This is a genomic window from Rhodococcus sp. P4_E4 (assembly GCF_056401575.1).
In genome coordinates this window covers 141,378-158,736 of record NZ_JBFUJB010000006.1, presented here as the reverse complement: position 1 = coordinate 158,736, position 17,359 = coordinate 141,378, and the positions used below count along the sequence as shown (strand labels likewise).

General features: G+C 63.0%; 18 protein-coding genes and 1 pseudogene. 7 read left to right on the top strand and 12 right to left on the bottom strand.

Features of this window, described 5'->3' with window-relative positions:
• Positions 1-111: 111 nt before the first annotated feature.
• The 4 genes from AC1DVN_RS09490 to AC1DVN_RS09475 are packed head-to-tail and all read right to left on the bottom strand — an operon-like array spanning position 112 to position 2,306.
• A complete protein-coding gene (locus tag AC1DVN_RS09490) occupies positions 112-450 on the bottom strand; it encodes a DUF3349 domain-containing protein (RefSeq protein ID WP_019748932.1) in 339 nt (112 codons plus the stop codon).
• Positions 451-461: 11 nt separating this feature from the next.
• A complete protein-coding gene (locus AC1DVN_RS09485) occupies positions 462-788 on the bottom strand; it encodes a DUF3349 domain-containing protein (RefSeq protein WP_020908123.1) in 327 nt (108 codons plus the stop codon).
• A gap of 34 nt (positions 789-822) precedes the next feature.
• A complete protein-coding gene (locus AC1DVN_RS09480) occupies positions 823-1,104 on the bottom strand; it encodes a hypothetical protein (RefSeq protein ID WP_019748930.1) in 282 nt (93 codons plus the stop codon).
• A 14-nt stretch (positions 1,105-1,118) separates the two neighbouring features.
• Positions 1,119-2,306, bottom strand: coding sequence for an inorganic phosphate transporter (locus tag AC1DVN_RS09475; protein WP_003941590.1), 1,188 nt, complete (start codon positions 2,304-2,306; stop codon positions 1,119-1,121).
• A gap of 183 nt (positions 2,307-2,489) precedes the next feature.
• On the opposite strand from AC1DVN_RS09475, the gene AC1DVN_RS09470 reads away from it, so the two are divergent.
• The 3 genes and pseudogenes from AC1DVN_RS09470 to AC1DVN_RS09460 all read left to right on the top strand — a co-directional run.
• Entirely contained in the window at positions 2,490-2,798 is a 309-nt protein-coding gene (locus tag AC1DVN_RS09470) for a PNPOx family protein (protein WP_019748929.1), read from the top strand.
• A 96-nt stretch (positions 2,799-2,894) separates the two neighbouring features.
• A complete protein-coding gene (locus AC1DVN_RS09465) occupies positions 2,895-3,353 on the top strand; it encodes a DUF5994 family protein (RefSeq protein ID WP_003941615.1) in 459 nt (152 codons plus the stop codon).
• Between the two features lie 769 nt (positions 3,354-4,122).
• Positions 4,123-4,405, top strand: a pseudogene (locus tag AC1DVN_RS09460) (ATP-binding protein); the annotation flags it as partial.
• An 86-nt stretch (positions 4,406-4,491) separates the two neighbouring features.
• Here AC1DVN_RS09460 and AC1DVN_RS09455 read toward each other — a convergent pair.
• The gene (locus AC1DVN_RS09455) at positions 4,492-5,433 is read right to left on the bottom strand and encodes an alpha/beta fold hydrolase (protein ID WP_477993746.1); all 942 of its coding nucleotides are present in this window, start codon (positions 5,431-5,433) and stop codon (positions 4,492-4,494) included.
• Between the two features lie 110 nt (positions 5,434-5,543).
• Here AC1DVN_RS09455 and AC1DVN_RS09450 point away from each other — a divergent pair, with 110 nt between their 5' ends.
• Together AC1DVN_RS09450 and AC1DVN_RS09445 are read left to right on the top strand one after the other, a co-directional pair.
• Positions 5,544-6,509, top strand: a complete 966-nt coding sequence (locus tag AC1DVN_RS09450) for a helix-turn-helix transcriptional regulator (protein ID WP_020969896.1) — start codon at positions 5,544-5,546, stop codon at positions 6,507-6,509.
• A 122-nt stretch (positions 6,510-6,631) separates the two neighbouring features.
• Positions 6,632-7,249, top strand: a complete 618-nt coding sequence (locus tag AC1DVN_RS09445) for a YdeI/OmpD-associated family protein (protein WP_047887990.1) — start codon at positions 6,632-6,634, stop codon at positions 7,247-7,249.
• 144 nt (positions 7,250-7,393) lie between these two features.
• Here AC1DVN_RS09445 and glnA read toward each other — a convergent pair whose 3' ends face one another.
• Positions 7,394-8,830 carry a type I glutamate--ammonia ligase gene (gene glnA / locus AC1DVN_RS09440; protein ID WP_003941609.1) on the bottom strand — a complete coding sequence of 479 codons (1,437 nt, stop codon included), beginning with the start codon at positions 8,828-8,830 and terminating at the stop codon, positions 7,394-7,396.
• 213 nt (positions 8,831-9,043) lie between these two features.
• Between glnA and AC1DVN_RS09435 the strand changes: the two genes are divergently transcribed.
• Complete coding sequence (locus tag AC1DVN_RS09435) at positions 9,044-9,517, top strand: RDD family protein (protein ID WP_477993745.1); 474 nt, start codon at positions 9,044-9,046, stop codon at positions 9,515-9,517.
• Between the two features lie 72 nt (positions 9,518-9,589).
• Here the strand turns inward: AC1DVN_RS09435 and AC1DVN_RS09430 are convergent, their stop codons facing one another.
• From AC1DVN_RS09430 to sucB, 5 genes are all read right to left on the bottom strand, one after another.
• A complete protein-coding gene (locus AC1DVN_RS09430; protein ID WP_003941625.1) occupies positions 9,590-10,345 on the bottom strand; it encodes a DUF4191 domain-containing protein in 756 nt (251 codons plus the stop codon).
• Positions 10,346-10,421: 76 nt separating this feature from the next.
• A complete protein-coding gene (gene lipA / locus AC1DVN_RS09425) occupies positions 10,422-11,432 on the bottom strand; it encodes a lipoyl synthase (protein WP_003941610.1) in 1,011 nt (336 codons plus the stop codon).
• Positions 11,433-11,483: 51 nt separating this feature from the next.
• Positions 11,484-12,245 (bottom strand): lipoyl(octanoyl) transferase LipB, encoded by a 762-nt coding sequence (gene lipB, locus AC1DVN_RS09420; protein ID WP_477993744.1) that lies wholly within the window; start codon positions 12,243-12,245, stop codon positions 11,484-11,486.
• Between the two features lie 29 nt (positions 12,246-12,274).
• Positions 12,275-13,162 carry a TIGR01777 family oxidoreductase gene (locus tag AC1DVN_RS09415; protein WP_019748921.1) on the bottom strand — a complete coding sequence of 296 codons (888 nt, stop codon included), beginning with the start codon at positions 13,160-13,162 and terminating at the stop codon, positions 12,275-12,277.
• Between the two features lie 120 nt (positions 13,163-13,282).
• The gene (gene sucB, locus AC1DVN_RS09410) at positions 13,283-15,046 is read right to left on the bottom strand and encodes a 2-oxoglutarate dehydrogenase, E2 component, dihydrolipoamide succinyltransferase (protein ID WP_283309785.1); all 1,764 of its coding nucleotides are present in this window, start codon (positions 15,044-15,046) and stop codon (positions 13,283-13,285) included.
• Positions 15,047-15,410: 364 nt separating this feature from the next.
• On the opposite strand from sucB, the gene AC1DVN_RS09405 reads away from it, so the two are divergent.
• On the top strand, positions 15,411-15,761 hold the full coding sequence (locus AC1DVN_RS09405) for a hypothetical protein (protein ID WP_003941713.1): 351 nt from the start codon (positions 15,411-15,413) through the stop codon (positions 15,759-15,761).
• 55 nt (positions 15,762-15,816) lie between these two features.
• On the opposite strand, the gene AC1DVN_RS09400 is transcribed toward AC1DVN_RS09405, so the two are convergent.
• The gene (locus AC1DVN_RS09400; RefSeq protein WP_020908114.1) at positions 15,817-17,334 is read right to left on the bottom strand and encodes a leucyl aminopeptidase; all 1,518 of its coding nucleotides are present in this window, start codon (positions 17,332-17,334) and stop codon (positions 15,817-15,819) included.
• Positions 17,335-17,359 lie beyond the last annotated feature (25 nt).

Sequence of the window (17,359 nt, the reverse complement as noted above, 5' to 3'; positions counted from 1 at the left end):
CGACCGAGCCCCCCGAGGCACGGAATTCCTGATGACACTAAGTGGTCTGTATTGACGTCGACGGCTCCGTTACCGTTTCGTTATCAAACTGGTCTGATTCAGGTAGCGCCGTCATGCGTCGTCGACCGGAGGTTGCGCGTCGATTTGCCACCCTCCACGAATCAGGTGTTCACGTACCCGGGCGACGTCCGATTCGTGCGGAATATCGTCGGTGACCTTGGTGATGAGGACGCCGATGTCGATCGGATCGACCGAACCGGGAAAGTCGATCGGATCGACCGGAACCGGAAAGTCGGCGACGAGATCGTCGGCAAGAACGGCGATCTCGTCGTCGGACAGCTGTCGCCGGAGCAGGGCCATCAAAGGGACGTAGTCCTGCTCCGGCACGCCGTTCGGATACCCGGCACGGAGCCAGCCGAGTATCGAAGCCAGAAGTGGTGGAAGACTCAACGAATCGAGCTTCAGTCGTTGTCGAGATCAGCGAGGGGCCACCCGGCGGCGGCCAGGACGGAGGCAACGCGCGCGATGTCCTCGTCCGAGGGAGTCTGGCTCGTGAGATCGGCGATCTGAGCGCTGATCTCGTCGCTAGAGATCACCTGGTCGCTGTTGACGTCGCTCAGTTCTGCGAGTGCAGCGCCGATGGCAATGTCTCGAATTTGCGCGTCCGAGAGCTTGCGTCGTAGCAATGCGACCAGCGGAATGCGGTCCTTGGGCGGTATGCCTTCGGGGTAGCCGGCGCGAAGCCATTCCAGAATGGACTGAGGAAGGGATGGAGTCGGTGCAGTCACGGTGATGTCTTTCCGCTCGTGAGGGCGCAAGGGATCAGAAGATCTCGATGCCGAATGTGTGGCTGAGGAAGCCCTGCATGATGAAGAGGATTCCGGTGACGATCGCGATGAGCACTACCGCGAAGCACACCACTGCGCCTGCCACGGCCAACGGACTGCGAGCCGCGACGGCCGTGCTCGCGCCGCCACTGCCACGTTGCCCGGCGTCGAGGGACTTCAGTCCGATTGCGAAGATCGCCGGAAGTCCGGCGCCAAGCAGGAGGCCGACAAGTACGACCTGCCAGAGCGAGTCGACGGTGTTTTTCAAGATATCCATGTCGATTCCCTCTTTCAGGCTTTGACGTCGGTGGTGACGCGGGCGTCCGGACCGGGGACCTCTGCAGGCACCAGGCCGCCGTCCCACTCGGCGTTGACATTGCTCGGATCGATGGGCTCCTTGCGGGAGCGCAGGTACATCCAACCGGCCAGGGCGATGAGCACAGCGAAGACGACCAGGACACCGGGCAGGCCGCCGACGATGTTGGCCAGTCCCCAGCACAGAGCGCCGACGATCGCAGCGGACGGGAGAGTGATCAACCAGGCGACCGCCATACGTCCGGCGACGCCCCAACGAACCTCGGCGCCCTTGCGTCCCAGACCGGTTCCCATGATGGAACCCGTCGCCACATGGGTGGTCGAGAGTGGAAGACCGAGGTGGCTGGAGGTGAGAATGATGGCAGCAGAAGATGCTTCGGCCGCCATGCCCTGCGGCGCGGCGATCTCGACCAGGCCCTTGCCGAGTGTGCGGATGACTCGCCACCCGCCGAGGTAGGTTCCGGCAGCGATCGCGAGTGCGCAGGTGAGCTTGACCCAGAACGGCATGTCCGCGTCGGCGGAGATGGTTCCATGGGCGACCAAGGCGAGGAAGATGACGCCCATTGTCTTCTGAGCGTCGTTGGTGCCGTGGGCGAGGGAAACGAGTGAAGCCGAACCGATCTGGCCGAGTCGGAAACCCTTGTCCTTGGTTTCCTCACCGACGTTGGAGGTGATGCGGTAGATGAGCCAGGTTCCGGCCGCTGCAACCAAGCCGGCTACGACGGGAGCGAGAACTGCGGGGATGACAACCTTGCTGAGCACGCCGCTCCAGGCGACACCGCTCATTCCGAGGGACGCGATGGCGGCGCCGATCAGGCCGCCGAACAGTGCGTGTGAGGAACTCGAGGGGATGCCGAGCAACCACGTTGCCAGGTTCCAGATGATGCCGCCGACAAGGCCGGCGAAGACGATGGTGAGCAGCGCTTGGCCACCCACATTTCCGAGGTTCACCACGCCCTTGGCCACGGTGGCAGCAACCTCTACCGAGAGGAAAGCTCCGACCAGGTTCAAGGAAGCAGACAGAGCGACTGCCACCTTGGGCTTGAGGGCGCCGGTTGCAATCGACGTGGCCATAGCGTTGCCAGTGTCATGAAAACCGTTGGTGAAGTCGAACCCCAGAGCGGTTACGACGACGACGAGGAGAACGATGAGTTCCGCATTCACGAGAAGTCATGTTCCAACACCTGCGGGCCACAAATCGACCTGAGACGTGGTCGTTCCGCGACATTTCCATCACTCGGCACCTGTTGTTCATCTTCGTCCGGATAATTGTCCGTTTCGAAACGCGCGAGGCATAGAAAATTCATTCGTGTGCATGGTCGTGGAGTTTGTGGAGGCATACGCCAATTGCCGGACGGACGTATCGGGTTCTGGACTTCCTCGAAATCGGGTAAGGCCAAGCGGCTGCGGAACAACCCACGCGTCACCGTCGTGCCGTGCAACAACCACGGAAAGGTTGCCGACGGCTCTTTGCTGGTTGCCGGGACCGCTCACTTGGTGAGCGGCGGACCTGAATTCGACGAGATCCGCAGCAAAGTGAACGCGAAATACGGTGTGATGGTGCCTATTTCGAAATTCTTCAACACCCTCGGTCACATCGGTAATGGTCCGTTCCCGTATGGCGACACCGGCGTGATCATTTCCGTCGATGCGTAGTCGGGATTGCGCAGCGGAGTAGCCTGAAAGTATGGAACCCACGACCGGGCGCCTCTGCCTGACGGTTCCACGAATCCTCCGTTAAGGAGCCTCGTCATGGCGCACATCAGCACTCTCGACTATGCAATGGAAGCGCCGCAGCGCCATGTCGGGCAACCTTTCCCGTCGCCGACGCGGACTCCGCGGTTCCTGCTTCGTGGTCAAGGCGCCGTCAAGGCATCGGTAGACGGCGCGTGGTTCCCATGGACCACCAACGTCACGGCGGAGCTTCACGATCTGATATCCGCACTTTCGCTGAGGTTGGGGCCGATCGCGCGGGTTGCGTTCGACTGGAACACGATCAGCAGCGCGCAGCGTCGTATCGACGAGGTCGACGGACTGGAAGTGCGGGGTCCGTACCCTGGCCAGCCTCACGATTTGATGTATCTCGACGACATCTATGGTCGTCAACTCGTTCTGATGATGATTCCGCCGTACACGGATCCGGACCGTGCGTACGAGATCATGCGTCGGTTGGTTGATCCTGGCCGCAGCGAAACCTATCGGGTGCAGTGAGATCTTTTCTGACGTGCGGGGTCGAATCTTTCAATTCCTGAACATGCGTCCAGTTTGTCTGGTTTGATGGTTCTCGTAACCACAATCTCAGGCGCATTCCTTCAGGTCAGCGCTTGGGCGCGGCAGCTTGACTCCCTGCCGTGTCGTCGGTCCGGCATGTCCACCACCCTCCCACTGTGCGTGAGCGCCGGATCGAATGAAGCCCCGCCCTCCCCACGGGGGTGGGGCTTCTACTTTGTACGGGCTGACCGGCGTTCGCATTGCCGAATCCGCCGGGTCGTTTGGAAGTTCGGGACGCCCTGGTCCGTAGCATCGCCACTGTGAACATTTCTCTACTCGGTGCGGCGGGGCTTCAGGACTGCGCCGACAGTGGAATGGACTGTATGGACGGATTTGGGGCGTTCGTTCTTCTGTACGTCGGCGGATTCACTCTCGCCTTGATATGGATTTCCGTGTGCCTTGTCGGAACAGCCGATGTGGTTTCCGTGTCCCGGCGAATCGGTGTGTGGCGAGCAGTCGCCTTCTTTTTCGGGATTTGGCTTGTGCCCATCGCCGGGTTGAGTGCATGGCTTGTTTTCCGACGCTCTCGTTAATTCTCGAAAGTGGACCCGGAGAGGTAGACGCGTTTCCGGAGCCCGGTAACTTGTTGGATCAGAGGCGATTTGAATTGTGGCGGGAGGCTCTTGTCGATGCAGCAGGCGACAACGTCCATCCAGGCCATGCCGGAACTGGTTGGGCCTGGGCCAACTGGCAGTGGGTGGTCGGGACCGCCCGCTACGGCCGAGTGGATCTGCTCGGCATCGACGAACTCGGTTACATGGAACTCGACAAACGAGGCGCTGAGCTGCTTTTCCAGGTGTTGACCGAACGGGAGGAAAAGAACTCCGTCGCCATCGCCTCCAACGCGTCGTTCTCCGGCTGGACGACAATGTTCACCGACCCACGACCTTGCGCCGCCATCGTGGATCGGCTCACCTTGCGGCGGCAACATCATCGAAACCGCCACCGACTCTTACCGACTCGTCCACATCCGAGCTCAGCAATCCGCTTGATACACACAAGGTGGGTCCGGATCACGCCCCCTATCGGACTTGAATGAGACTGACATTTTCACTGAGACCCGCACCTAGCCTTGAAACTATGTGGCATCCTGCCGCTCCAGCCAGTTCAAGATCGCTTGGTTGGTCTCTTCGGGTCTTTCTTGCTGGATCCAGTGACCGCAGTCGAGATTGACTACTTCCACATTGGGCACGAACTCTGTCAGGTTCTCAGCTCTCGCGATCGCGTCACGGTCGCCGTAGATCATAAGTGCGGGCTGTTGGATAATCGGGTCCACCTCCGCCAGCAAATGCCAGTTGCGGTCAAGGTTCCTGTACCAGTTCAAACTGCCCGTGAATCCTGTCGATTCGAAGGCGGAGACGAAAACGGCCAATTCGCTATCGTTCATCAGAGGCTCACCGAGTGGTGTCTCTGCTCTGGCGAGATCGATCAGTGCCATACCCGGCTGAGGCTCCCTGAGGGGTTCGTTCTTCCGGTACAGGTTGCGGAGGAACCGGAAGGTGTTGTCTTCGAACACCGCGTCCGCGACGCCCGGCTGTCGATTGAAATGGACGAAGTAGAAATCACCGCCGAGCACGGCTTCCATGAACTCAATCCAGGGCTGCTCTCCGCGATCCTGGTAGGGCAGGCTCAGGTTGATCACTTTGTTTACCCGGTCCGGGTGCAACAGGGTCAGGCCCCACACGACAAAGGCACCCCAATCGTGACCGACAAAGGTGGCATCTTCGTAGCCGTAGTGATCGAGAAGTGCGATGAGATCACCCGTCAAATGTTCAATGTCATAGTCCGTCACTTCGGTCGGACGTGATGAATTGCCGTAGCCGCGTTGGTTCGGGACGATGACGTGGTAGCCCGCCTCGACAAGGGCGGGCACCTGGTATCGCCAGGAATAGGCGTGCTCTGGCCATCCGTGACACAACACGATGGGTTTCCCGGCATTGTGTCGCCCTGCCTCGAAGACTTCGAGTTCCACGCCGTTGACTTGGATGAGGACGGGCCTGGGGAAGTCGGATGGATTCACGGATGCTCCTTTGAGTTGAGTACCGATCTCGTGTCTGGATCGACCGGTTGCTCCGACGTTAGGGAGCATCGTGGACACATAAAGTCCTAGATCGCTGGCAATCTGAAGAAATGCGGAACGATCCCACAGGCCGAGCACTGCAATTGCTCTCGCTCCTTCAGACCCATCGCTTCTGGCACTGTGCCGAACTTGCCGCACGACTCGATGTCACGCAGCGGACGGTGCGCCGCGACATCGATCGCCTACGCGACCTCGGTTATCCGGTCGATTCCACGTCCGGAAAGTACGGGGGCTACCGACTTGCAACGGGGGCACACGTGCCGCCCCTGATCCTCGACGATGACGAGTCCGTGGCGGTAGCCGTCGGACTGCGCTACGCCGCCGAGGCCGCCATCGGAGGCATCGAAGAAACATCGCTGCGCGCGCTGACCAAGATCGAAGCACTCCTGCCCCATCGACTACGCCGACGTGTGTCGGCACTGCATTCGAGCGTCAGTTCCATGCGGCGGGCAGATGACGACATCGTCGACCCCGAAGCACTCAGTGTGCTCGCTGCGGCATGTCGCGACCACGAGCACGTTCGTTTCGACTACCGGCGAGGTGACGGCGAGAGCAGCAGACGGCTCGTCGAGCCGCACCGCCTTGTCACGGCGGGACGTCGTTGGTACCTCGTAGCATGGGACCACCATCGTGCGGATTGGCGAACATTTCGACTGGACCGGCTCTCGGAGCCCTGGCTGGCAGGCAGTCATTTCACGCCACGCGAGATCCCGGGCGGTGACGCGGCAGCCTTCGTCGCGAGATCAGTCGGCTCGCCACCCCGTCACCACGATGCAAAACTCGCCATCGAAGCTACGTTCGCCGACCTCGAGGGCGTACTCAGATGGATAGACCACACACCGATCGAGGTGGCAGCGGACCGCTGCCTTGTCGAGATCCGCAGCGAAGATCTCGGCAGGCTCGCCATGACGGTTGCGCGCATTGCGCTCACCGCCCCAGTGGTCGTCATCGAACCAACCGAGCTTGCCGACACCGTCAGTCGGCTCGCCCTTCACCTCAGGGTCTCGCCACCATGACAGTCAGAAGAGGATTGTGCGACAGAACCATTCATGTCCAGGTTGCCGCGGGGACGTGTTCCCCGCGCAGGCCCCTCGTCTATCGAGACACGTATCCGTTCCCCTGTGAGCTTGGAGAGTAATTGACCAATTCGAAATCATCGCCGGCTTCCATCCACCCCCCGACGTGGAAGTTCGACTACCCGATCATCCACGCCGAGACTCGGGAACAGTGGCGAACTTGGCTGACGGACAATCACACGTCAGGCCGAGGTGTGTGGTTGTGCTCCTGGCGCACCACCACCAGCCGACCACGCTGCCCCTACCCTCAGGCCGTTGAGGAAGCCATCTGCTTTGGTTGGATCGATTCCACCAACACCATCTTCGACGAAGAGCGCAATTTGCAACTGTTCACGCCGCGTAGACGCAAGAGTTCGTGGACCCGACTCAACCGCGAACGCGCAGCGGATATGGAGGCGCGTGGCCTCATGACCGCTGCTGGTCGTGGTGCCATTGCTGCCGCGAAATCCACTGGTTGGTGGACGATTCTCGACCAGGTCGAAGACCTCGAGGAACCATCTGACTTGCAGGCGGCGCTGGACCTGGACCCGCAAGCGCGAAGCAACTGGGACAGTTTTCCGCCCAGCGCCCGCAAACAGATGCTGTGGTGGATAGTCTGTGCCGCTCGAGACGCAACACGGGCAGGTCGAATCGCCCATATCGTCAACAATGCGGCCATCGGCGAACGTGCTCGCGGCTGATCCGCGATTCGACCGCGTCCGGTATGAAGGCCGGTCATCATCTGTCCGAGGGGTTTCCCTCGGACCGAAACAAGTCCACCCGCCCCGCAGAAGCGGGACGGGTGGACTCGGTACTCGCAGGTCTGACTTACGTCAGGATGCGGATCACACGTCGTAGTAGAGCTCGAACTCGTACGGGTGCGGACGCAGGTTGACCGGAGCGATTTCCTGCTCGCGCTTGAGCGAGATCCAGGTCTCGATCAGGTCGGTGGTGAAGACGCCACCCTCGGTCAGGTACTCGTGATCGGCTTCGAGGCGGTTGATGACCGTCTCGAGGCTGGTCGGAGCCTGCGGGATGTTGCGAGCCTCCTCCGGGGGAAGCTCGTAGAGGTCCTTGTCGACCGGAGCCATCGGCTCGATCTTGTTCTTGATGCCGTCCAGGCCGGCCATCATCTGTGCAGCGAAGTTGAGGTACGGGTTACCCGAGGAGTCGGGTGCGCGGAACTCGAGACGCTTTGCCTTCGGGTTGTTGCCCGTGATCGGGATACGGACAGCTGCCGAGCGGTTGCGCTGGCTGTACACGAGGTTGATGGGGGCTTCGTAGCCCGGCACCAGACGGTGGTACGAGTTGATCGTCGGGTTGGTGAAGGCCAACAGCGACGGAGCGTGGTGCAGGATGCCGCCGATGTAGTGGCGAGCCATGTCCGAGAGGCCTGCGTAGCCGGACTCGTCGTGGAAGAGGGGCTTGCCGTCCTTCCACAGGGACTGGTGGACGTGCATGCCCGAGCCGTTGTCACCGAAGAGCGGCTTCGGCATGAAGGTCGCGGACTTGCCGTGCTGCCAGCAGGTGTTCTTGACGATGTACTTGAACAGCTGCAGGTCGTCAGCGGCTGCGAGCAGCGTGTTGAACTTGTAGTTGATCTCCTGCTGTCCGCCGGTGCCGACCTCGTGGTGGCCGCGCTCGAGCTCGAAGCCCGCGTTGGTCAGGTTGGTGGAGATTTCGTCGCGCAGGTCCACGTAGTGGTCGTACGGAGCGACGGGGAAGTAGCCGCCCTTGGCGCGAACCTTGTAGCCGAGGTTCGGGGAGCCGTCGGCGTTGGTCTCTGCGCCGGTGTTCCAGGAACCGGAGATGGAATCCAGCTCGTAGAACGCGGAGTTCATGCCGGAGTCGTAGCGAACCGAGTCGAAGATGTAGAACTCGGCCTCGGCGCCGAAGAATGCGGTGTCCGCGATGCCGGTGCTGACCAAGTACTCCTCGGCCTTGCGGGCAACGTTGCGCGGGTCGCGGCTGTAGGACTCACGGGTGAACGGGTCGTGCACGAAGAAGTTGATGTTGAGGGTCTTCGCCTTGCGGAAGGGGTCGATCTGCGCCGTGGTGACGTCGGGAAGCAACATCATGTCGGACTCGTGGATCGACTGGAATCCGCGGACCGAAGATCCGTCGAATGCGAGGCCGTCCTCGAACACGTCCTGGTTGAAAGCAGACGCCGGGATCGAGAAGTGCTGCTGGACGCCGGGCAGGTCGCTGAACCGAATGTCGACGTACTCGATGTTCTCGTCCGCGATGTACTTGATGACCTCTTCGGCCGTGGTGAACGCCACGCTTGTGCTCCTTAAGTCGCTTCAGCCAAGTGATGTCGGTTGAATCCGTCGAGGCAGACGGTAGGGAGCTGGTGTTGCCCGCTCGTCAACCCTTTGTTTCGGCAGTGTTACGCGTCGCAGCATCCTGGGGATTTCCGAAGTCCATGTGACCGGCCACACAGTTAAAACCCGGCAAATCTGGACTACGGTGCTGCGACGCCTATCCTGGACAGCATGGCACGTATCACCGGAACTTGGCTCTCTGGGCCGCAAGCAGCTTTGCCGAAGAGCACGGACGGCCGTGAGCAGTCGTACCGTGGCGAGTTCCTCGGTTTCCCTCAGGAGGGGCCGGGTTCGCTGGTCGGTTCGGGCCGTCGTATCGCCGCACTGTTGGTGGATTGGGTCATGGCCGTGGGAGTGGCCTCGCTCATCACCGGAGACTTCTTCGACGGTATGACCTCGACGGTCACGCTGATGGTGTGGTTCGCCGTCGGTGTCGTCACCGTGGCTCTGTTCAACTTCACCCCGGGGCAGTTCGTCCTCGGACTTCAGGTTGCGCGAATCGAAGGCCCGATCCGAGTGGGCCTCGTGCGCGCGTTGGGGCGTCAGGCGCTGCTGGTGTTCGTCATTCCCGCGACCATCACCGACATCGACGGTCGCGGTATGCAGGACCGCGCGACCGGCACTTTGCTCGTGAAGTCGCGTTGACACAAACTTCTCGAACGAAGAAAGACCCGGGTCCGTATGGGCCCGGGTCTTTCGTTTTGCTGTGGGGGAGTGTCAGCGACGACGAATGGTTCGCTGCATTCCCTTCATCTTCGCGCCTCCGGGCATCGGGCCCTTGGGAAGCGCCGCTCCGCCGCCGCGTGCGCTGAGCGCAGCGAGGCGCCCTTCGATGTTGTCCATGCGCTTGGTGTCGATGTTGCGGGGCAACTTGTTCAAGTAGCGCTGGAGCTGCGAGAGCGGAACCTGGCCCTCGTCGTTGCCGATGATGATGTCGTAGATCGGGGTGTCGCCGATGAGGCGGGCAGTCTTCTTCTTCTCCTGCGCGAGGAGGCCCTTGACGCGTTGCGGCGAACCCTCGGCGACGAGGATGACACCCGGCCGTCCGACGACGCGGTGAACGGCATCGAGCTGGGTGGTGCCGGCGACGGCATTCGTGACGCGCCACGCGCCCTGCATGTTGTCGAGTGCCCACGCAGCGGCACCGGCCTGGCCTTCAGCCTTCTTGTACACCGATTTCTGGACGCGGCGACCGAAGATGATGAAGGCGCCGAGGAGACCGAGAACGATGCCGATCGGCAGCAGGAACCACTGAAGGCCCCAGATGAGACCGACCAGGAAGAAGACCAGAGCAGCACCGACGAGGGTGCCGATCATCAGCGGCAGGAGGAGCTTGTCGTCCTTGCGCTGCATCTGGAATGCCTGCCAGAGCTGAGTTCTACGTTCCTTGGAAGCCTGCTTGCGGGCAGCCTTCGCTGCAGCCTTTGCCTCTTTGGTGGGTTTGCCCTTACCGGATTTGCTGCCGTTCGCCATGTACCCAGGATACGTCCATTGCTGTGCGCCTTTACTAACCGCCCGCGGTTAATAAAGGCGCACAGCAAAAAGTGGATCAGCGATTCAGGCGCGCCATGAGTGAGCTGGCTTCCTGGGAAGCGTCTCCGCCCTCGGTCAGATGACGCTGCGCCTCGGGCAGTTCACGGCCGTGATGTGCCATGGCCTGCGCATACAGGCGGCCGGCGCGGTACGACGAGCGAACCAACGGACCGGCCATGACGCCGGCGAAGCCCATCTCTTCTGCAGCCTTGGAGTGTGCGACGAACTCCTCGGGCTTGACCCACCGCTCGACGGGGTGGTGCCGGGGCGAGGGGCGCAGGTACTGGGTGATGGTGAGGATGTCGCAGCCGGCGGCGTGGAGATCTGCCATCGCCTCGGTGACCTCTTCAGGGGTTTCGCCCATACCGAGGATCAGGTTGGACTTGGTGACCAGTCCGTAGTCGCGTGCTGCGGTGATGACGTCGAGGCTGCGCTGGTACCGGAATGCCGGACGGATCCGCTTGAAGATGCGGGGGACGGTCTCGAGGTTGTGTGCGAGTACCTCGGGGCGTGAGGCGAAGACCTCGTCGAGCAGTTCCGGCTTGCCGTTGAAGTCCGGAACCAGGTTCTCGACGCCGGTGCCCGGGTTGAGTTCGTGGATCTTGCGGACGGTCTCGGCGTAGAGCCAGGCGCCTCCGTCGGGGAGGTCGTCGCGGGCGACGCCGGTGATCGTGGAGTACCGAAGCCCCATGGCCTGAACGCTTTCCGCGACGCGACGGGGCTCGTCGCGGTCGAGGGCCTCGGGCTTGCCGGTGTCGATCTGGCAGAAGTCGCAGCGGCGTGTGCACTGCTCGCCGCCGATCAGGAACGTGGCTTCGCGGTCTTCCCAGCACTCGTAGATGTTGGGGCAGCCTGCTTCCTCGCAGACGGTGTGCAAACCTTCACGCTTGACCAGGCCCTTGAGCTCCGTGTACTCGGGGCCCATCTTTGCGCGGGTCTTGATCCAGTTGGGTTTGCGTTCGATGGGCGTCTCCGCGTTTCGGATCTCGAGGCGGAGCAGCTTACGTCCTTCTGGGGCGATAGTCACGGGGACGATCCTACGCCCGGTGATTACTGCAACGGGGTTCGGGCGAGCCCGTCAGCTGTACTGAACGGTAGTAAAAGTCGGAGTAGGCGAGGCGCTTTCGAAGGTGACGCGCTCGACGTTCCGTTCGGTGACGGGCATGGTTCCGTCGAGAGCAGCGATCACTGCCTCGGTCACAGCGGGAGTGACTTCGTCCACGGTGACGTCGCGACCGAGTTCGTCCGACAGCGTCGTCACCCCGGCGTCACGGATGCCGCAGGGAATGATGTTGTCGAATCCGGTCAGGACCGAATTGCAGTTCAGGGAGAAGCCGTGCAGTGCCACGCCACGTTGGACGCGCACGCCGATGGCAGAAACCTTGCGCTCGGGCTTCCATTGCCCGTTTGCGAGTTCGGCGGGCAGCCAGACGCCGGAGCGGCCGTCGATGCGCCCGCAATTCAGCCCGAGGTCCGTGCACACCGTGATCAGTGCTTCCTCGATGCGTCGGACATACCGCACCACGTCGATCGGCTCGGCCAGTTTCACGATCGGATATCCGACCAGCTGGCCGGGGCCGTGCCAGGTGATCTTCCCGCCGCGGTCGACGTCGATGACAGGTGTGCCGTCGACGGGACGGTCTTCGGGTTCCGTGCGTCGTCCTGCCGTGAACACCGGCGGGTGTTCGAGGAGCAGTAGCGTGTCCGGTCCGATGTCGTCTGCCCGCGCTGCCGCGAGCTCACGCTGGCGGTCCCACGCGGCGTTGTAGTCAGTCAAACCGAGTTGCTCGACGGTGATCGGCAGTTTCGAGAACCGGGCGGAAACGTCAGCGCTGCTCATGGACGTAGAGATTACGCCCGACTTCGGAATCATCCGAGTGCGGCCGCCAGCGCTTCGCCGATCGTGTTGTGGCGGAAGGAGAATCCCGCCTTTTCCAAGGCCGCGGGAATGGCGCGCTGGCCACCGAGGATGCCACTCTTGGCGAATTCTCCGATCAACGCTTCGAGTGCGAACCCGGGAACGATCCAGGGAGCCGGTCGGTGGACCGCACGGGACATGGCGTCGTTGAACTGGGCGTTGGTGACAGGTGCCGGACCGGTCAGGTTGACGGGACCGGAGATTTCGGAATTCGTGAGCGCGAACTTGATCGCGTCGCACTCGTCCTCGAGTGAGATCCACGGAAAGTACTGGCGACCGTTGCCCAATCGCCCACCGAGACCGAACGAATAAAGGCGCCGAAGCCGACCGAGCATGCCGCCGTGGGGTGAAATCACGACGCCCGAGCGCAGATTGACCACGCGGGCTCCCGCCTTGCGTGCGGGCTCGGTGGCAATTTCCCAATCGCGACACGTCGTGGCGAGAAAGTCGGTGCCCGCCGGCGAATCCTCGTCGACGATCTTGTCGCCGGTGTCGCCGTAATAGCCGACGGCGCTCGCGTTGGCGAGTACGGGAACCTTCTGACTTGCGACAGCTTCGGCCAGGACATCGGTCGCGACGATGCGGCTGTCACGGATCGCCTGCTTGTAGGAACCCGACCACCGTTTGTCGCCGATGCCGACGCCGCAGAGGTTCACGACGGCGTCAGCGCCCTGTAGGACGGAGAGGTCCAGACGGTCCTGGTCCGGGTCCCAACGCGATTCGTCGGGTCCAGCGGTCGAGCGTCGCACGAGACGTACGACGTCGTGGTTGTCGGAGCGCAACGATGACACCAAGGCCGTTCCGATCAAACCGGACGAGCCGGCGATGACTACTCGCATTCGGAAAGCCTCCTTCGATTCAGCCTGCTTCGATATCCGACCGTGTATATCCGACCGTACTGAAAAAGCCGGGGCGCCACCTCCTGATGGAGATGACGCCCCGGCCGGCCGAGCAGTTGCTTACAGGCCCAGATCAGCTTCGAACGAGGCTTCTTCCAACCGCTGCTTCACAGTGGTGAGGAATCGGCCGGCGTCGGCGCCGTCGACCAGACGGTGATCGTAGGTCAGCGGCAAGTAGATCATCGAGCGAACGCCGATGGACTCGTTGCCGTTCTCGTCGGTGACCACCATCGGGCGCTTGACGATCGCGCCGGTTCCGAGCATGGCCGCCTGCGGCGGTACCAGGATCGGGGTGTCGAACAGCGCGCCCTGGCTGCCGATGTTGGTGATGGTGAAGGTTCCACCCGAGAGCTCGTCCGGCTTCAGGCCACCCGAGCGTGCACGCTTCGCGATGTCGGCGATGGCGCGAGCCAAACCGGCAAGGCCGAGATCGCCGGCGTTGTGGATGACGGGGGAGAGCAAGCCCTGATCGGTGTCTACTGCGATGCCGAGGTGCTCAGCGTCGTAGTAGGTGATCTGCTTGGCAGCCTCGTCGTAGCTGGCGTTGATGTTCGGGTGCGACTTCAGCGCCTCGACGACTGCCTTGGCGAAGAACGGAAGGAACGTCAGGTTGACGCCTTCGCGCTCGATGAAGCCGGCCTTGGCACGGGCCCGCAGGGCGACGATCTTGGTGACGTCCACCTCGAAGGTCTGCGTGAGCTGAGCGGTGTTCTGCAGCGACTCACGCGTCTTGGTGGCCGTGATCTGCCGAATACGGTTGGCTTTCTGCGTGGTTCCGCGCAGGTGTGCCAGTTCCGGTCGGACGCCTGCGGCTGCGGTGGCGGCCGGTGCGGCCGCGGGTGCTGCAGCAGGAGCAGCGGCGGCGGGAGCCTTCTTGGCCTCCGCAGCGGCGAGCACATCCTGCTTGCGGATACGGCCGCCGACGCCGGTGCCGGTGACGGTCGCGAGGTCGACGCCGTTGTCCGTGGCGAGCTTGCGCACGAGCGGGGTGACGTACGGGCTGCTGTCGCCGGAAGCTGCGGGTGCGGCCGCCGGTGCGGGAGCTGCAGCAGGCTTCGGAGCGGGTGCGGCCGGTGCGGCAGCAGGCTTGGGTGCCTCGGCCTTGGGTGCCTCAGCCTTCGGTGCTTCAGCCTTCGGTGCTTCAGCCTTGGGTGCCGGCGGAGCGGCCGGTGCTGCGGGAGCGGCCTTGGGTGCCGGAGCTGCGGCGGGTGCGCCGGATCCGACGACGGCCAGCTGGCCACCGATCTCGACGGTGTCGTCTTCCTGCGCATTGATCTCGAGCAGGATTCCGGCGACGGGGGACGGGATTTCGGTGTCGACCTTGTCGGTCGAGACTTCGAGCAGCGCCTCGTCGACGGCAACCTCGTCGCCGACGGCCTTGAGCCAGCGGGTGACGGTGCCTTCGGTGACCGACTCGCCGAGGGCGGGCATCGTCACGGCGGTGCCTTCAGCGGAACCGCCGGAAGCAGCGGGTGCCTCGGCGGCGGGAGTTTCTTCGGCGGGTTCCTCGGCAGCCGGGGCTTCCTCGGCGGGAGCTTCCTCTGCGGCGGGGGCGGGTGCCTCTGCCTCGGGTGCTGCGGCTTCGCCGGCTTCACCGATCTGGGCGAGCTCGCCACCGATTTCCACGGTGTCGTCTTCCTGCGCGACGATCTTGGTCAGGACGCCGGCGACGGGAGACGGAATCTCGGTGTCGACCTTGTCCGTGGAGACTTCGAGCAAGGGTTCGTCGACTTCGACCGTGTCTCCTTCCTGCTTGAGCCACCGTGTGACAGTTCCCTCGGTGACGCTCTCACCTAGGGCTGGCATCTGGACGGAGAAGGCCATGTCTTTTGACTCCTCGACAGTTGTGTTCGGGTTGTTGAATTTTGTCGACTTGTGGTCGTAATGCATTGTGCTCGAGTGGCGCGCGACGTGCGGCTACTTGTAGCTATTTTGCCGATGTCGACGCGCGGGCGCGGCGTCACCGTCGTTCATCTTTCCATTGATACGCCGGGCGTGTCCGATGAGGGGGATGCCGTCCGTTTCGGGTGTGTCGGCTACTGGCGAGTAGGTATGCGTTGGGGGTCCGGCTGTAACGTCGTAAGCGGACCAAACGGTATGTCGTGCGCAGGCACAACGGACATCGCCTGGCAAACTTGACATATCGCCGGGGTGCATCCGCGGCGTCGGTACCGAGGAGGGTACGACCGTGGGACTGTTCGATCGTTTCAAGCGTCCGCCGAGTGCGGCTCAGGCCGCAGCGCAGAGTGATGCGGATCATCTGGCGAATTGGGCGCACTCGCACGAAGGCGTCGAGGCCTATGTGGAACCGCAGACGACGGTGACCGAGGTGACCGTTGTCCTCGTCGCGAAGGACGGGGAGTGGACTCGTCGTCGTGTCGGCGGCGAACGTGGTGCCCGCAAATTGGGACAAGACCTGAAGATTCCGGTCTACGACGTCCGAAAAACGGGATATCCGCAGCGTATGCGCGATCACGACGAGCGTAAGCGAATCGAACGCAAGCGGGCCCGAGAGCAGGAATTGCGCGACGGCGCCTGAACTGCTGTGCGCCTTTATTAACCTCCCGCGGTTAATAAAGGCGCACAGCAAGTGGTCAGCCGTTGACCGCGATGTCCTCCAGGACCGAGATCATCGTGCGAACCGGAACGCCGGTGCCGCCCTTGCCGGTGTAACCCCACGGCCCTGACGTGTTGTACGCAGGACCTGCGACGTCGATGTGCGCCCACTGGACACCCTCGGGAACGAATTCCTTGAGGTAGTGAGCGGCGACCAGCATGCCGCCCCAGCGGTGCGGGGTGACATTGGCCATGTCGGCGACCTTGGAGTCGAGATCTCCGCGCAGTTCCTCGGGCAGCGGCATGGCCCAACCGTTCTCGCCGACGCTCTGCGAGATGGAGGCGACGCGGTCACGGAACTCGTCCGTGCCCATGACGCCGGGGGTGCGGTTGCCGAGCGCCACCATCTGCGCACCGGTGAGGGTTGCGGTGTCGATCATGTAGTCGGGGTTGTCCTCACCCGCGCGAACCATAGCGTCGGCCAGGATCAAACGGCCCTCGGCGTCGGTGTTGACGACCTCGATGGTGATTCCGCCGTACTGGGTCAGCACGTCGCCGGGACGTTGGGCGGTCGCGGACGGCATGTTCTCGGCCATCGGGACGTATGCGACGACGTTGACGGGCAGACCGAGCTTGGCGGCAAGCACGACGGTGGAGATGACGGCTGCGGCGCCGCCCATGTCCGAGGTCATGTTCTCCATCCCGGCGGCAGGCTTGATGGAGATTCCGCCGGTGTCGAAGGTGATGCCCTTGCCCACCAGTGCGACCTTGCGGGCTCCACGCTTCTTCGACGCGTATTCGAGGCGGACGAGACGAGGCTGGCGTGACGAGCCCTTGCCGACGCCGATGATTCCGCCGTAGCCACCCTTCTCGAGTGCCTTCTCGTCGAGCACCTGGACGGTGAGCCCGGCCTCGACGCCCAGTGCCTTGGCGCGCGCGGCGAACTCGGCGGGGTAGAGGTGGCTCGGGGGAGTGTTGACGAACTCGCGTGCGGTGGCGACGGCCTCGGCGATCGCTGCCGACCGTGCCAGCGTTGCCTTGGTCTCCTTCGTGCGCGGCGAGGGCACCAGAAGTTCGACGCGGGCCAGTGGCTGCGAATCAGGACCGGGAGCCGTCATGGACGACTTGAATTCGGTGAAGCTGTACGCGCCCAACGCAAATCCCTCGGCGGCTGCGCCGAGATCGAGGATCGAGAGCGTGGTTGCGACGGTGTCGATGCCGGACAGCGAGCGAGCTGCAGCGCCCGCGGACTTGCGGATCTGCTCACTGTCGAGCTTGTCGGCGGAGCCGAGTCCGACGGCGAGGACGCTGGTGACCGACAGCGCGCTCGGTGCCGGGACGCGGGTGAGCTGCTCGGGCTTGCCGGTGGCGCCGACGGCGATGAGGCTGTCGAGGATCTCGGCGAGCACGTCTTCGGCGACGATGCCTTCGCTGAGTGCGATCTCGGGGCCGTCCGGACCCGACGTCAGACCGACGACCAATATCTCTGCGCGCTTGGCGACTGTGCCGGCGAGAACGAGGTCGGGTCCCAACGATCGGGCTGTGCGAGTGCTCAAGGTGTCTCCTGTGAGGTGAGTGTGC

What these genes read in the sequence shown, in the direction of transcription:
- AC1DVN_RS09480 (WP_019748930.1), bottom strand. Translation starts at nt 1,104, where the DNA reads ATGGATATCTTGAAAAACACCGTCGACTCGCTCTGGCAGGTCGTACTT.
- AC1DVN_RS09465 (WP_003941615.1), top strand. Translation starts at nt 2,895, where the DNA reads ATGGCGCACATCAGCACTCTCGACTATGCAATGGAAGCGCCGCAGCGC.
- AC1DVN_RS09450 (WP_020969896.1), top strand. Translation starts at nt 5,544, where the DNA reads ATGCGGAACGATCCCACAGGCCGAGCACTGCAATTGCTCTCGCTCCTT.
- AC1DVN_RS09435 (WP_477993745.1), top strand. Translation starts at nt 9,044, where the DNA reads ATGGCACGTATCACCGGAACTTGGCTCTCTGGGCCGCAAGCAGCTTTG.
- AC1DVN_RS09430 (WP_003941625.1), bottom strand. Translation starts at nt 10,345, where the DNA reads ATGGCGAACGGCAGCAAATCCGGTAAGGGCAAACCCACCAAAGAGGCA.
- lipB (WP_477993744.1), bottom strand. Translation starts at nt 12,245, where the DNA reads ATGAGCAGCGCTGACGTTTCCGCCCGGTTCTCGAAACTGCCGATCACC.
- AC1DVN_RS09415 (WP_019748921.1), bottom strand. Translation starts at nt 13,162, where the DNA reads ATGCGAGTAGTCATCGCCGGCTCGTCCGGTTTGATCGGAACGGCCTTG.
- sucB (WP_283309785.1), bottom strand. Translation starts at nt 15,046, where the DNA reads ATGGCCTTCTCCGTCCAGATGCCAGCCCTAGGTGAGAGCGTCACCGAG.